Origin of the sequence: Dysgonomonas sp. GY617, from assembly GCF_015233815.1 — a bacterium.
In the GTDB taxonomy this organism is placed as follows: Bacteria; Bacteroidota; Bacteroidia; order Bacteroidales; family Dysgonomonadaceae; genus Dysgonomonas_A.
The window spans coordinates 373,663-388,469 of sequence record NZ_JADCLR010000021.1 but is presented as its reverse complement, the minus strand read 5'-3'; the positions used below and the strand labels follow the sequence as shown (position 1 = coordinate 388,469).

At 43.0% G+C, this 14,807-nt stretch carries 19 protein-coding genes; all 19 read left to right on the top strand.

Annotation, left to right across the window (positions count from 1 at the left end; translation table 11 throughout):
• The first annotated feature begins 35 nt into the window (after positions 1 to 35).
• The 19 genes from IR022_RS11610 to IR022_RS11520 all read left to right on the top strand — a co-directional run bounded on the left by IR022_RS11610 (position 36) and on the right by IR022_RS11520 (position 14,769).
• Entirely contained in the window at positions 36 to 953 is a 918-nt protein-coding gene (locus IR022_RS11610) for an HK97 family phage prohead protease (RefSeq protein ID WP_194203807.1), read from the top strand.
• Between the two features lie 11 nt (positions 954 to 964).
• Positions 965 to 1,819 carry a hypothetical protein gene (locus tag IR022_RS11605; protein WP_194203806.1) on the top strand — a complete coding sequence of 285 codons (855 nt, stop codon included), beginning with the start codon at positions 965 to 967 and terminating at the stop codon, positions 1,817 to 1,819.
• Between the two features lie 112 nt (positions 1,820 to 1,931).
• On the top strand, positions 1,932 to 2,528 hold the full coding sequence (locus IR022_RS11600; protein WP_194203805.1) for a hypothetical protein: 597 nt from the start codon (positions 1,932 to 1,934) through the stop codon (positions 2,526 to 2,528).
• Between the two features lie 4 nt (positions 2,529 to 2,532).
• A complete protein-coding gene (locus tag IR022_RS11595; protein WP_194203804.1) occupies positions 2,533 to 3,723 on the top strand; it encodes a DUF2586 family protein in 1,191 nt (396 codons plus the stop codon).
• A gap of 34 nt (positions 3,724 to 3,757) precedes the next feature.
• Positions 3,758 to 4,183 (top strand): hypothetical protein, encoded by a 426-nt coding sequence (locus tag IR022_RS11590; protein ID WP_194203803.1) that lies wholly within the window; start codon positions 3,758 to 3,760, stop codon positions 4,181 to 4,183.
• A 44-nt stretch (positions 4,184 to 4,227) separates the two neighbouring features.
• The gene (locus IR022_RS11585) at positions 4,228 to 4,554 is read left to right on the top strand and encodes a hypothetical protein (protein WP_194203802.1); all 327 of its coding nucleotides are present in this window, start codon (positions 4,228 to 4,230) and stop codon (positions 4,552 to 4,554) included.
• Between the two features lie 157 nt (positions 4,555 to 4,711).
• On the top strand, positions 4,712 to 6,502 hold the full coding sequence (locus IR022_RS11580) for a tape measure protein (RefSeq protein ID WP_194203801.1): 1,791 nt from the start codon (positions 4,712 to 4,714) through the stop codon (positions 6,500 to 6,502).
• A complete protein-coding gene (locus tag IR022_RS11575; protein WP_194203800.1) occupies positions 6,495 to 6,992 on the top strand; it encodes a DUF6046 domain-containing protein in 498 nt (165 codons plus the stop codon). The genes IR022_RS11580 and IR022_RS11575 overlap by 8 nt, the downstream gene beginning before the upstream one ends.
• Positions 6,993 to 7,106: 114 nt before the next feature.
• Positions 7,107 to 7,949 carry a hypothetical protein gene (locus tag IR022_RS11570; protein ID WP_194203799.1) on the top strand — a complete coding sequence of 281 codons (843 nt, stop codon included), beginning with the start codon at positions 7,107 to 7,109 and terminating at the stop codon, positions 7,947 to 7,949.
• Positions 7,949 to 8,509, top strand: coding sequence for a hypothetical protein (locus IR022_RS11565; RefSeq protein ID WP_194203798.1), 561 nt, complete (start codon positions 7,949 to 7,951; stop codon positions 8,507 to 8,509). The genes IR022_RS11570 and IR022_RS11565 overlap by 1 nt, the downstream gene beginning before the upstream one ends.
• Positions 8,506 to 8,838 carry a hypothetical protein gene (locus IR022_RS11560; protein WP_194203797.1) on the top strand — a complete coding sequence of 111 codons (333 nt, stop codon included), beginning with the start codon at positions 8,506 to 8,508 and terminating at the stop codon, positions 8,836 to 8,838. Before IR022_RS11565 ends, IR022_RS11560 begins: the two co-directional genes overlap by 4 nt.
• Positions 8,825 to 9,112, top strand: a complete 288-nt coding sequence (locus IR022_RS11555) for a hypothetical protein (protein ID WP_194203796.1) — start codon at positions 8,825 to 8,827, stop codon at positions 9,110 to 9,112. The genes IR022_RS11560 and IR022_RS11555 overlap by 14 nt, the downstream gene beginning before the upstream one ends.
• A gap of 1 nt (position 9,113) precedes the next feature.
• Entirely contained in the window at positions 9,114 to 9,347 is a 234-nt protein-coding gene (locus IR022_RS11550; RefSeq protein WP_194203795.1) for a hypothetical protein, read from the top strand.
• Entirely contained in the window at positions 9,334 to 9,864 is a 531-nt protein-coding gene (locus IR022_RS11545; protein WP_194203794.1) for a glycoside hydrolase family 108 protein, read from the top strand. The genes IR022_RS11550 and IR022_RS11545 overlap by 14 nt, the downstream gene beginning before the upstream one ends.
• A complete protein-coding gene (locus tag IR022_RS11540) occupies positions 9,861 to 10,367 on the top strand; it encodes a hypothetical protein (protein ID WP_194203793.1) in 507 nt (168 codons plus the stop codon). The genes IR022_RS11545 and IR022_RS11540 overlap by 4 nt, the downstream gene beginning before the upstream one ends.
• Position 10,368: 1 nt before the next feature.
• Positions 10,369 to 11,229, top strand: coding sequence for a nucleotidyltransferase (locus IR022_RS11535; RefSeq protein ID WP_194203792.1), 861 nt, complete (start codon positions 10,369 to 10,371; stop codon positions 11,227 to 11,229).
• Positions 11,222 to 11,716, top strand: a complete 495-nt coding sequence (locus tag IR022_RS11530) for a hypothetical protein (RefSeq protein ID WP_194203791.1) — start codon at positions 11,222 to 11,224, stop codon at positions 11,714 to 11,716. The genes IR022_RS11535 and IR022_RS11530 overlap by 8 nt, the downstream gene beginning before the upstream one ends.
• A gap of 154 nt (positions 11,717 to 11,870) precedes the next feature.
• Positions 11,871 to 12,629, top strand: coding sequence for a phage tail protein (locus IR022_RS11525; RefSeq protein ID WP_194203790.1), 759 nt, complete (start codon positions 11,871 to 11,873; stop codon positions 12,627 to 12,629).
• Positions 12,630 to 12,663: 34 nt separating this feature from the next.
• Positions 12,664 to 14,769: a hypothetical protein gene (locus tag IR022_RS11520; RefSeq protein ID WP_194203789.1), complete on the top strand. Its 2,106-nt coding sequence runs from the start codon at positions 12,664 to 12,666 to the stop codon at positions 14,767 to 14,769.
• Positions 14,770 to 14,807: the final 38 nt, after the last annotated feature.

Here is a 14,807-nt window from a genome sequence, read left to right as displayed (position 1 = left end):
TGCGCCGTTACTTTGTGCTATAATTCAATTTTCACATGGACGAAAAAGAAAAAGACTTCACTATTTCAGATGAAAGTCAGATAAACGATCGCGGGTTTAAAGTTTTGTTGAGTGGCGGCATTTATACCCGCTTTGATGCAAACCCCGTATTGCTTTACGATCATAACACTGAGCATTTAATCGGACGATGGGAAAACCGACGAATCGAAAATGGCAAACTCAAAGCGACACCCGTATTTGATCTTAACGACTCATTTGCAGCCGAAAAAGCACGTAAAGTCGATGAGGGCTTTCTCAGAGGTGCATCAATCGGTATACGCATTTTAAAACTCGAGCAAATCGGTGATGAATATGTGGTGACCGAATGGGAACTAATCGAAGCAAGTATAACGCCCATACCGTCGGATGCTGGTGCGGTGAGGCTTTACAACGAAAAACGCGAGGTATTATCGTTCGAGCAAGTAAAACTCAATTTCAATAACAATCAATCAATTAATCAAATGGCAGACGAAAAAAAGACGGTAATTCTATTATCTGCGTCAACGGTTGCAAGCTTAGGGCTTAAGCCGAATTACGACGATCGCGACATCGAGATCGCAGTCAGAGAAAAAGACGACGAAATCACAAACCTAAAAGCCGAGATCAAAAAGGAAAAAGATGCGAAAATCGCGGCGTATTTATCGGCGGCTCAGGATGCGGGCAAGATCGACGAAAAGACAAAAACAAATTTGTCTAAACTGGCACAAACCGACTTTGATGCGGTAAAAGAATTTATCGACGGTATCGAGTCAAAACCGACTCAATCTCTTAGAGACATGACTCAGCGCACACACTTATCGGGCGACCGTGCGAACTGGAATTATCTACAATGGGCAAAAGAAGACCCGCAAGGTTTAAGCGCCATGCGAGCAAACAGCCCTTGCGAATTTGAACGACTTAAACAAACTCTCTAATTTTTCATACAATGGCAACAGTTTTTAAATCAATTTTTACTAGCGTTATTCTTGCTCTTTTCTATCCGAATGCCGAATGGTTGCAAGAACTTACCGACATGGATCACATGGTCGACAACAACACGATTAATCTCGCTGAGGTTGGGGCTGATCCCGAAGTTTTCGAGGACAATGCCGTATGGCCTCTAGTTGCAAAACAGCGAACCGATAAAGGTATCGTTATACCCTTGCACACATACGACACCGAGCCGATACACGTAACCAATGTAGACGAACTCGAAACCAATTACAATAAAGCCGAATCGGTATCGCGCCAGCATATCAATGTATTACGTACAAAGGCGTCTACAAGTGCAGCGTATAACATCGCACCCAATTCGCACACGGCAACAACACCCGTGCTCAAAACCACTGGTGCGCCAAAATTGGACGGAACAAAGGCATTGACATTCGACGACATACTCGACTTACAAACCGCTTTCGACGATGCCGAATTGCCACAAGACGGTCGTGTTATTTTGCTATGCCCTAAACACAAAGCAGACCTTAAGAAAGAAGATAAAAAGCTTTTTAAAGAGATCATGCAAGAAAAAGAGGTATACGGTTTCAAGATATACACTTTCACCCGAAACCCTAAATACAACCCCGCCGACGGAACAAAACAACCTTACGGGGCGGCGTCAGGTAGCGAGTCGTCTATCGCATTCGTTAAGTCTGAGGTTATGCGTGCAATGGGTGACGTAAAAGGCGAACCCGAGTACAATTGGGCATTGTATCGCGGTTGGATTCTCGGTTATCAAATGCGATTTGTAGCAATGCCTTTCAGGGCTTACGGTGTTTCGGCAATATACAGCGACGCCGCATAAACTTTATAAAACACATACAGAGACCGCAAACAGAATAAAACCTACTAAATGCGATTCTTGACTTGCGGGTCTCTGTATCTCTTTTAACATATCAATTCAATATATCACAATCATGGCAGATAACAAGACTAAAAATAAAAGCAATGGTGCACCTGATCCAAAAGATAATACAGAAGTTGCGGGAACTCAGACAGCCGAAAATACAAAGACACAAACCGATAATCAAGGCGAGCAAACGCCGCCGATACAGACCGCAAGCGGTGACACTGGATCGGGCACAAGTGGTGACGGTACACAAGGGAGTGGCGACAGTGCCCAAACAAGCGGCGGCGAAAGTACCAGCGTGGATAATGAGACAGAAAACAAAGGAACTGGCGAGCAAGGGGGTGACAATGGTGGTACGCTAAACGGTACTATTGATATTGAGGTAAAACCCGAGATCAGCCCCGAAAAAGTACGCGAAATAGTCGCCGACGAGTTGTCTCGTGCGCTTTCAATGGCTCAGGCAAATATTGACGAACCAGCCAACGAGCCGAAAGCCGACACCGACAAACGAAATCGTATTGCGGCTACCATTTTCGCTAAAGAAAGCCGATTTACGGCACTGCATTTCACGAGTGACTTTGTGCCGTTTGGTAACGAGAACGATGCAATAAAACACACTCGCTCACTGGCAAACAAAACAATTATCACCATTAAAAAACAATAATACAATGGCAGAATTACCACGCGTAAAAATAGAATACGGAAACGGGGCACTCGGGCAAGCGGTATCAAGTGCCGACGGTTTGCTTTGCCTTGTGGTGGTGGGTGCTAGTGCGGTTGCCGACAAATTCACGTTAGCTAAACATTACCCGTTGCAAAATATCGACGGACTCGAAGCGCTGGGCATAACGCCCGAAAATAACCCGCTTGTGTATAAGATCGTTAAAGACTTTTACACTGAGGCTCAGGACGGCACAAAAACATATATCGTCGGTTATCCGCAAACGCTGGCAATGTCTGACGTGCTCAATAAAGATAATCCGTATTGCCGCAATATTATCGAACTGACAAAAGGCGAAATAAGAGGCTTTGCAGTAACTAAAGTTGCGAGCGAAACCCCGACAATAACGAACGGTCTCGACACCGATCTTGCGGCGGCTATGCTTAACGCACAAGCTTTGGGCAATTGGGCAACCGAGGTTAAAAACGCACCTGTTTTCAGCATCTTAGACGGTTTGTCTTATGCGGGTGATCCTGAGGCTTTGCCCGATCTGAAAACCTTTGCTTACAACCGTGTCGGTGTCGTTATCGGCGATACGTCGATAAGTTCAAAAAATCAGAGTGTCGGTCTTATCGCTGGACGCATCGCGAGTTCACCAGTGCAACGCAATATCGCCCGTGTAAAATCGGGGGCATTAAATGTGCTCGAAATGTATGCGGGTGATAAACCGATCGAACTTGCCGACATCAACACTATACACGGCAAAAGATATTTGACTTTCAGAACATTTACGGGTTTTTCGGGCTATTACGTAGCCGACGACTTACTCGCCTCTAAAGAGACCGACGATTATAACCAAATAACCCGCCGCCGTACAATAGACAAAGCTTTTCGCATTGCTTACCCGACACTTGTCGAGGAACTGGTCGACGAAATACCAGTTAACGAAAACGGCACTATGATCGAAACGTATGCCGCCGCTTTTGAGCAAAAGGTTATCAACGCCATTTCTTTGAACATGAAAGGCGAGCTTTCGGTCGATCCAACCGACGAAAACGACAAGGGTGTAAAATGCGTTGTCGACCGCACTGTTAATGTGCTGGCAACCTCTCAAATCAAAGGGACTTTACGCGTTCGTCCTTTCGGCTATGGCAAATATATCGACGTTCTTTTAGGCTTTACAATAACAGCAAATTAAGGGTTTCAGACTCTTACAAATCATTTTAAAACATATGGCATTAAGCGATCTATTTCTTATAAACGGTCGTGAGTACGAGTGGGGAGATATACGCCTCAACGTCGGCGGCATTGAGATCGAGGGCTTTCGCAATGTAAGTTATAAACCCTCTCAGGAAAAAGATTTTTTGCACGCTAAAGGTCGCAACCCGCGATCAATACAACGAGGTAATAAAACTTACACGGGCTCTCTTACATTCACACAAAGCGAATTAATCGCAATCGAGCGGTCAACTGGCAAATCAATACTCGACCTTAAAGTCGACATCATTGTGGCTTATGTTCCCGACGACTCGAATGTGATTTGTACCGAGGTTGTCAAAGGGGCAGAGTTTACCGATGCCGAGCGAAAGATGGCACAAGGTGACAAGTTTATGGAGATTGAACTCCCTTTCCTTGCATTGGGGCTCGTAACCCTTTAAAACGCATTTAAACAGTATTTAAACAATCAAAAGACAATAATAAAATGGCAAAAGTAAATATACCGAACCCGACACCTGAGCAAATCGAACAATGGAAAAAAGAGTATGCAACAAAAGATAAATGTATACACCGCATTACCTCAGCAAGCGGCAAGGTAGGATATGTACACGATCCCGACCGCAAAACATTATCGCTTGCAATGACACGGATCGCACAAAACAACATTATCGGCGGTGTTGAGGCTATACTCGACAATTGTTGGTTGGGTGGTGATGAAAGCCTTAAAACAAACGATAAATCGTTTATGGGCTTGGCAAATCAAATCGAACAACTCATACAAGCCGAAACCGTTACGCTGGAAAAGCTTTAACGTCAGCCACAATACACGACCCGCAAACTGAATCGTATCGCATTATAGATGCACAAATACGCTATCACTTACATATAGACCCCGACGGGCTGACGAATGACGAATGGGCAATGCACGCCAAAACTCTCGAATGGATCAGAAAACAAGAAGCTGGTAAATGAATAATTTTTATACATATACGATTGAATTGCGAGACAGATTGTCGTCAGCGCTCCGACGCGCTGGCGGTTCTGTTATCGAAACAACCCGACGGGTGCGCGATCTTCGTAATCAGGTGCAAAGCCTCAATAATACACAGCTAAACGGTTTTTCTAGTTCGATAAGAAACGCATTATCGGGCATTCCATTCGCTAATTTACTGACAAACCCGCTTGTCATTGCGGGTGCGGTTGGTGGACGTGCGTTAAAACTGGGTATCGACAACGAAATGAGAAACGCCTCTTTTGAGGTTCTTTTTGGTGGTGAGGGCAACGCAAAAAAAATGGTCGACAGTATATCGGCTTATGCTGCAAAGTCAACATACGGCAAAGAATCGTTAAGCAGTGCCGTGCAAACGATGGCGGGCTTTGGTATGGCACAAGAAAATATAATGCCGAATATGCGTGCGATCGGCGAGATCGCAATGGGTAACAAAGGGCGGTTTGAATCTTTAACGCTTGCGTTCTCTCAGATGTCGGCGACTGGGCAATTAATGGGTCAAGACCTTTTGCAAATGGTAAATGCTGGTTTTAATCCGCTTTTGCAGATGTCTAAAGATACTGGCAAAAGTATTTTGCAGTTAAAAGACGACATGGGTAAGGGTAAGATCAGCACCGATATGGTGACTCAGGCATTTCAGAACGCAACCAAAGAGGGCGGCATGTTTTACGGTATGTCAGAGAAAATGAGTCACACGCTGGGAGGTCAATTTTCTATGGGTATGGCAAATATCAATAATCTGTTACTTGATCTGTATAATATCATACAACCGCTTTTATTGCCAGTAATGAGAGGCTTTAATATGTTGTTGGCTGACTCAACTACATTTTTTGACAGAGTAGGCGAAAAGATCACCAATCTAAGTACAACGGCAAAAGTATTCGGCGGGGTTATGCTTTGGCTTGCAGCAACATTTACAGTTGTCAAAACCGCAACAATGGCGTATGCAGCAATAACAAAGGTAATTACAGCACTGAAAAGTGCGGAGACACTCGCGTGGATCGCAAATAGTCTCGCTATGTGGGCAAACCCTATTACATGGATAGTTGCGGGTATTATCGCTTTGATTGCCGTTATCGCTTTTCTTATTATAAAAGTTGACGGTTGGGGCACGATGTGGGAACATACGATGAATGGTGCAAAATTGATATTTAAGTTATATGTCGATTCAGTTAAATTGTATTTCAATACGATGATAAACGGGTTAATGATCGGACTAAACAAAATTAAAGAGGGCTGGTATCAATTCAAGGAAGCCGTCGGCATCGGTGATAGTGGTGAGAATCAAAGCATGATCGCTCAAATTCAAGCCGATACCGAGCGTCGTAAAAAAGAAATAACAGACGGGGCAAAAGGTTTAATCGAAACGGGTAAACTTGCGGCTGGTGAGTTTAAAAAGGCGGGGCAAAGCCTTTCTTTTAACGATACCTCTCTCGGTGATGTTGTTAACGGTTTGAAAAACAAGATCGGCATATCGACCCCGAGTGTCGCGGGTATGGATTCGTCAACGCTGGGCGGTACTAGCTCAGGTAGTGGCGGCAAAGGGGGCAAAGGGGGTGCAAGTGGTAAGACTGCAAACTCAATCGCAACGGGCGGATCAAAGACAACCCATATAACAATCAATCTCGGCAATTTAGTTCAAACAATGAACGTTACGGCGGGCAATGTCAAAGAGGGCGCGGAAAAGGTACGCGACATTGTCCTCGACGAGTTGTCGCGTGCGCTCACAATGGCTCAGGCAAATGTTTAATCTAATTTACAATAACAGACCTATTACGATACGCGATGCGAGCGACCTTGTCGAAAGCGGGCAAACCGTTTCGCAAGTGATGCCGTTTTCATTGCAAATGCCTGATAACAGTTGGTGGCTTTTACCTTATGAGCCCCTTGTCTCAATCAGTGGTGAGAACATCGTTAAAATGCGCAATGTGGCAAAGTCTACGGGTCGCGGTACTATTAAAGAGCGTTGGTGTGAGGGCGATATTAAAATAAATGTACAAAGCACATTCGTAAACGATGATATGTACACTTACACCGACATCGAAGTGCAAAAACTCAGAGAGGCAATTACGCAAAAACGTGCTATTGGTGTACAGAATGACTTATTGCAATTACTCAACATTAATCAAATCGTCGTGCTGACTTACGACTTGCCGTTTTCCAAAGGCGAAAACGTGCAAAACTGGTCTTTTGAAGCGGTGAGCGACGATAGTTATAATCTTTTTATAGAAGTCAAGTAAATGTTTAGCATGATTTATGACATACGGATAGGCGGCAAATACAGCCTCGCCATGCTCGAGTCGGTCGAGATACACAAGTCGGTCGATCTGCTTACCAGCACGGCGACGGTTGTTGTGCCCGCCGTTGTCTATAATCAGTCATTGGATCACGAGAAATACGTTAAAGTCGGCGACACGATCACAATACAACTCGGTTATGACGATAATCTTGTCACCGAATATGTGGGCTATGTGCAACGAATTGATACAGACGACGACTCTTTGACTTTCAATTGTGAAGACTCCATGTATTTGACACGTAAATCGGTTAAAAATAAACAGTTTTTAAACACGTCGGTAAAAGCGATCGCGCAATATTGTATGTCGGCGATCGGGCTTAAAAACCTCGATTGCACTTATGATATTACTTATCAAAAGTTTGTGATAAACAATGCAAACGCTTTCGATGTGCTTAAGAAGCTAAAGGACGATACAAAGGCAAATATGTACATGATTGGCGATACTTTACACATACACCCGCCATACGTTGAAAAAGGCGGCGATGTGGTTTACGATTTTTCGGTAAATATCGAGAGCTCCGATTTAAAATACCGTAATAAAGACGATCGTAAGTTTGAGGTGCAAGTGAATGGTATCGGCATGGATGGCAAAAAGAAAAAGGTGACAGTCGGCACAACTGGCGGCGAAAAACGAACGGTAACAATAACAAGCCCGATGTCGGATGCCGACCTCAAAAAGAGGGGTGAGTCAGAACTCCAATATCTATCATACGACGGTTACGAGGGTAGTATCACGGGGTGGCTTATACCCTTTGCCGCCCCGACCTATTCGGCAAAGATTATCGACAAAGATTATGAATACAAAACGGGTACATATTACGTGACGGCGGTTACAACAACTTTCAGCGAGTCGGGCGGTGTCCGCAAAGTAGAAATAGGTAAAAAGGTTTCAAACTAATGGATAAAAGAGCAAATATAGCCGAACTGGTCGGGCAACTATTTACGGGTACAAGTTCGGGCAATGCCGTCTTTACGGCAAAGGTTATTGACGTTATCGGTGTGACTTGCAAAATTGACTATGACGGCTTAGAACTCTCAGATGTCCGCTTATTACCGACAACAACCGTCGACAACAATCGTGTATTACTGATACCCCAAAAAGACAGTTATGTGCTGGTAATGGCAGACGGTGGCAACCTGAGCAATTTGTGGGTGGCTCGTGTTGAGACCGTCGAAAAGATCGAGATTACATGCGGCGATATAAGCGTGGTTGTGGATAAAAGCGGCGTAATACTCAACGGCGGTTCACTTGGCGGCATGGTTAAAGTAAAAGACCTTACCAATAAATTGAACGCACTCGAAAATAGTATAAATGCACTTAAAGCGGTTTTCTTGGCATGGATGCCAATATCGCAAGACGGCGGGGCGGCTCTCAAAGGGGCAATAACTCAATGGTCGGGGCAACCGATCACACCGACAAAGCTTGCCGATATTGAAAACAAAAAGGTAAAACAATGAAAGATAGAGGCTTTTTACTGGATAAAGAAACGGGCGACTTTGATATTCGTGTTACCCGTGACAGTGTGGGTATGATAACGGGCGGTCTTACGATCGGTGATGTAACAGAACAAAATCAGAGAAACATCATTTTCATAAACCCCGCCGAAATAAAAGAAGCCCCAACGGTCGGCGTGGGTATTGAGTCGATGCTCAACTCAGACGAAACACTATTGTATAAACACAAGATACGTGAGCAACTGGAAGCCGACGGGCAACGCGTCAGCTATTTGAATATAAAAATTACAAGTGACAACAAAATAGATATACCAATCAATGCAAAATATTGAAAGTAAGCAAGGGCAATGGCTCGGCGATATTGCCGTGCGTGAGTCGGGCGACATATCGGTATTGTTTGAACTAGCCGTAAAAAATAATTTATCACCGACTGAGAGTCTTACAATAGGTTCACGACTGACGCCGCCCGCAATTACAAATAAGCGTGTGATAAACTTTTTAGAAAGAAACAACGTGCAACCCGCAACGTCAGACATAGGATCGTCGCAAGTGGTGGGGCGCGGTATTGGTAACATGACGATTAACGTCAATTTTATTGTGAGTTAAAATGAAAGAAAAATTAAAATTTCAATTGATAGTATCAGCGCTTTTGATAATTGTTGGTTGTGGCTTGCTTATAGCTGGTTTTTGTGTGCCGCCCGTCGGTGTGATCGACAACTCGGTGCTGATTGCTTTTGGTGAAATACTGACGTTTGTCGGTGCGATATTCGGCATTGATTATTCGTATAAATATAAAGTACTTAAACAAGATAACGAAGAAAAAGAAAATGGCGAAAGTTGAATTATTAGCACCCTTTATTTTGAGGCATGAGGGCGGGTTTGTAAACGACCCAGACGATTTGGGCGGCGCTACGAATATGGGTGTAACAATTGGCACATGGCGTCAAGTAGGATATGACAAAGACGGCGACGGTGACATCGACGTCGACGATCTTAAGTTGTTGACAAAGGACGATGTTGTAAACCGAGTACTTAAACCGCATTATTGGGATCGCTGGAAAGCCGACCTAATTAAAAACCAGTCAATCGCAAATATTCTCGTCGATTGGGTTTGGGCATCGGGTAAACATGGCATTGTACGCCCTCAAAAGTTGATCGGCGTTGTTGCTGATGGTATTGTAGGAAAAAAGACACTCGCGGCAATTAATGACTATCAGGATCAAAAGCAATTATTTGAACTGATAAAAGCCGACCGCATACAATATATACATGAGATTGTAAAGGCTCGCCCCGCGAATAAACGTTTTGAGCGAGGTTGGTTAAATCGTATCAATAACATAAAATATGCAGATCAATGAAACATTTCTTTTACATACTCATTTTATGCTTTGCTTTTACTGGTTGTAAATCGCCTAAAAGCGTAACAACCGATACCCGCCAAAAAGTGCAAACGAATATCGAAAAAGATATAACCATGTCGGGCGATTCTGCAATATACGAAGCCATAAGCCGAGCCGTACAAACAGCGATTAGCGAAAAACTTAATATCTCTATCAGACAAAAAAAGTATGACACCGATAAGCCGATAAACCCCGAAACGGGCAAGCCGCCGATAAAAGAAGAAAACGATATTAAACTGACGAAAGAAACCGATACACAAGTTAATGATAGTGTAAATCAAGTAAAAACCAGTACGTCGAGTTCTCAGTCGGTCGATAAAAGCAAGGATAAGACTAAAACGGAAACCATCGAAAAGGTAAAGACCGAAACGGGTCTTTACTGGTGGCAAAAACTGTTTATCTCAATTGGTATAGGTTGTTTCATCGGCTTGGTAATTTGGTTAATCATTAAACTAAAGTAGTATGACAATTGCCGAAATAAAAGCCATAATGACGGGCTCGTATATTGCAGACGAGACTATCAGGCAAAAATATAACTTACAGGACGGTAAAAGCTTTGAGGATCAATTTTCGACGGTGTCACCCGAAAATATAATCTTTTATGTCGTTGCAACATGTATGATCTTGCCGTTTCAAGTGTTCGAGCAATTTATGATCGATTTGCTGGCTTTATTACGGAACAACAAGACTCATACACCCCGATGGTACGCAACACGCGCAAAAGAGTTTCAATTTGGTTATGAACTGGCGGGCGATACAGATCAATACGACAACGACGGTTTGACGCCCGAGCAAATCGAAGTATCGCAGATCGTCAAGTTTGCGGCTGGTGTCGAGGCTGACGATCAAAGCATTTTGTTTGTCAAGGTCGCCCGATCAGTCAATGGTGAAAAGCAACCGTTAACCGACGTGCAATATGCTGCTTTTTATGCTTACATAATGAGAATAAAAGACGCGGGCGTGCGAATAACGATTGTCAATACGCAAGGCGATGATCTTAAACTCAATTTCGATATTTATTATGATCCGTTGATTTTAGACAGTGAGGGCAAGCGGCTCGACGGGACAAACGACACCCCGATACAAGATGCAATAAGGGGCTATATCAGTAATTTGTCTTTTAACGGGCTATACACCAATCAGGCGCTTATTGATGCTTTGCAAGTTGTACAAGGTGTTGAGATTGCCGATTTGAAGCAAGCGGCATCGCGACACGGTAATTATACCGAATTTACACCCATCGTTGCCCGATCCGTTCCGTATGCTGGTTATTACAAGATAACAGATAATAACCTCGTGTTAAACATGATACCGAATGAATAAGAACTATTATAACATAAGTTTCTCGCGGCTGGCTTTGTTGCTTTTGCCGATGCGATGGCGTAAAAATGCTATTGTGGCTTTGATGTCCTCACTCGTGCGCCCTCTCGCCGTATTACATAGCCGTTTTATTAACTATACAAACTCACTCGACACAGACGTTTTATGTCAGGTTTGTTACTTAGAGGGCAGACTCAACGATTTATACGACTATTACGATCGCCGCATTTTTATACGTGATACACCGATAAATTTCGATGATTTTATACTCCATAAAGAGATAACGGGCAAACCTATATTGCTATCAAAAGAGGGCACGGGTGATCCTTATATACTGGTTAGAAATAACATGCTCGGTACAACTATAACCGACTTTGATGTCGTTTTTCCGTATGGTTATAATTTTTCGGACGACGAACTCAAAAAACTAAGATCAATCATTAACAGCAATAAGCTGGCATCTAAAAAATACCGCATAGTTTATGAATAAGGTAAACTTTCTAAATAAAGATAATTTTCCGCTATACAGTGAGGGGCTTGCAAAATTACAGAACGCAATATTTCAAACTGCAAATCTCGCATTGCTTGGCGGTCAAACATATATTTTATCAGGGTGCGACGAAAGCGTCGTAAATAATGTTGCGATGATTGCCGACGGGCTGGTCGTTATCAATGGCGAAACGCTGGAACTTGTCGGGGCTGCAAAAAAGGATAAGATCGCCATTCGCGAGATTAAGACCCCTTTGTCGGCTTTTGGTGTCGAATACCCCGAGTCTTATATTACTCGTTATGTCGAGTTTTCGGCAACTGGTGAGTACAATTGGGATGATTTCGAAAAGATACCAACTAATCAGGAACTATTTACACAAATCAAGAATATAACGGGCGACCCTGCGGGTACAATCAAAGAATGGGCGGGTTTTATCGCTAGAATACCCCGTGATTATATGCTTTGTGATGGTCGTGAGTTGTCGGTTACAGAGTACCCCGAGTTATATGAAAATATCGGCACAATATATGGCGGTGATGGCGTTAACTCTTTTAAAATACCTGATCGCCGACGTCGTGTTTCGGTCGGTTATAGTGGTGATGGTGATTATAACAGTCAGGGAAATATAGGGGGTGAAGAAAAGCACAAGTTAACAGCTAGTGAGTTGCCTAAGCATAACCATACAGATCATAGTAGTACATCTTTTAATAAATTATCGGCGCGTGCTGGTGATATTGATGCCACAAATACGCCTAGTGGGTTAGATGACAAAACCCCCGATGCTGAGTATCGTGTCGGAGGTATGACTACGCCGCAATGGGCAGAGGCAACAATTAAAGCAGTTGGGGATGATGAACCGCACGAAAATCGCCAGCCCTACATTGTGCAAGCGCACATTATAAAAGTGCGTTAAAAACACATTTAAACACTATTTAAACAGCAATCAAATGTCAACACAAGATATACTAACTTTAAAACAAACATTTTCCGATAATAAGGAACCCAACGGGCAAGATTTTGCAAACTTGATCGATTCATTCGATCATAAAAGTGTACCTATTGCGCAAAACCGTGTTTTAGGACTTGCACAATCTTTTCGCGAAAAAGCCGACAAATCAGACCTCGACAATATCGTTGGGGGCATGATAAATAAAGGCGAAGTAGTTAGTGAAGCTTTATTACCAGTCGTCGCACAAAAAGGATGGGCGTATATCGTAACAGCCGAAAAAGACCCTGCATCGGGCTTAAGCTATATATACCAATATGATGGTGTTATGTGGAATAATACCTATCTAACAGCTTATCCGAGCGATGTGCTGGTACAATCAAATATAACCCAACAAATAACAGAAAGCATAACAACTATTCCAGCTAATAAGGCTGTATCTGATGCTTTAGCAAAGAAAAAACTTACCGACCTTATCGCAATATCGGCTTCTATACGTGTAACGTCCAATGCTACACCGTTAGAAACAGGATTTACAGTAGGAATTTTAAGAGCAGGCGGCACAATAGACACCGCCCAAACCGCATGGAAAACGAGTGATTACCTCACATCACCCACACCCAACGGCTATTTATTCATCTCAACGATATTCCCATCCGCTAACGTAGTATTTGCAAACGCAATATTGTTTGACTCCAATAAAAAAGAGATTGATTCAGCCGTCATTATAGGAGATAGATGTATATGTGTACCCTCTGACTATTATGTCAGAATATCAACGTTTACAGCCAATACAGTATATACTACCAGTTCGGCAAATGGTAGTGAGTCGCTAACAAATTCTGTTAAGAGATTAGAGTTTGATATTTCTAAAAAGAAATTAACCGACCTAATCGCAATATCAGCTTCTATACGTGTAACCTCGAACGCTGCATCGTTAGATACAGGCTTTTCGGTTGGTATTCAGCGAGCGGATGGCTCAATAGATGCTACACAGACAGCGTGGAAAACATCCGATTACCTCACATCGCCCACACCCAACGGCTATTTGTTTGTATCAACAGATTTTCCATCCGCCAACATGAGCGTGTTTGCCAACGTGGTACTGTTTGACTCCAATAAAAAAGAGATCGATTCAACCGTAATCATCGGAGACAGGTGTATATGTGTACCCTCTGACTATTATGTGAGAATATCAACGCTTACAGCCAATATGGTTTATGCTACAAGTGCTGGAAATGGTAGTGAGTCGCTAACAACTTCACTTAAAAGATTAGAGGGTGTAGGAGCTACTAAAACTATGTTAGCCGTTGGTACATCTATCACAATAGGCTGTACTTATTTTGTGAATGCCTGCAAGGCGTTGGGGTATAATGCTATTAATAAAGGTATCGGAGCTTCGGGTATATGTATTGCAGGAACGGGCGTATTAGGCACAGGGCGTGACGGCTTGGACTTGTCCGAAACAATAGCCGAAAAAGAAGCCCGTTATGCAGGAAAAGTAACACCTGCACAAATGGAAACATTTAGAAATGCCTCCTACGAACGTGTAATACTGCCTTATCTCGATCAAATAGACGCTATTTTCTTCGATCACGGCTATAACGATCGAAAACAAATCTATGCACAACTGCAAAATGAAGGAACGATTGATTGGAACTCATTAGACCGCACCACATACGTAGGAGCTTTTAACTATTTAATGAATGAGATTCTAAAACGTAAGCCTTATATGAAAATAATCGTTGTAGGCTATCACGAAGATCAAACAGGCGAACTGTTAAAGAGCGGTTTCTATCAAGCTGGCGCAGCTATTTGTAAGATGCAAAAGTTAGTTGCTGAAAAATACGGTTTTCCATTTCTAAATGTAGCCTCACAGGTAGCCTTTGCATGGAATAAATATATTCCCAACAGCAGCACTTTTTTATCTGATTACAATACAGCAAATGGCACTAATTACGTAAATCAGAACCCCGATGCCAATAACAACATATCAATCTTTCAGCGATTCGCCCCTGATGCTGTACATCCTTTTACGGATAAAACGGGAAACTCTAATAAGCGGTTAGATCAAGTGATTATTAGGTTATTGAGGGACGCAGTATAAAAATAGTATTAAATTATGAAAGCAATAAGGGGCGTAGT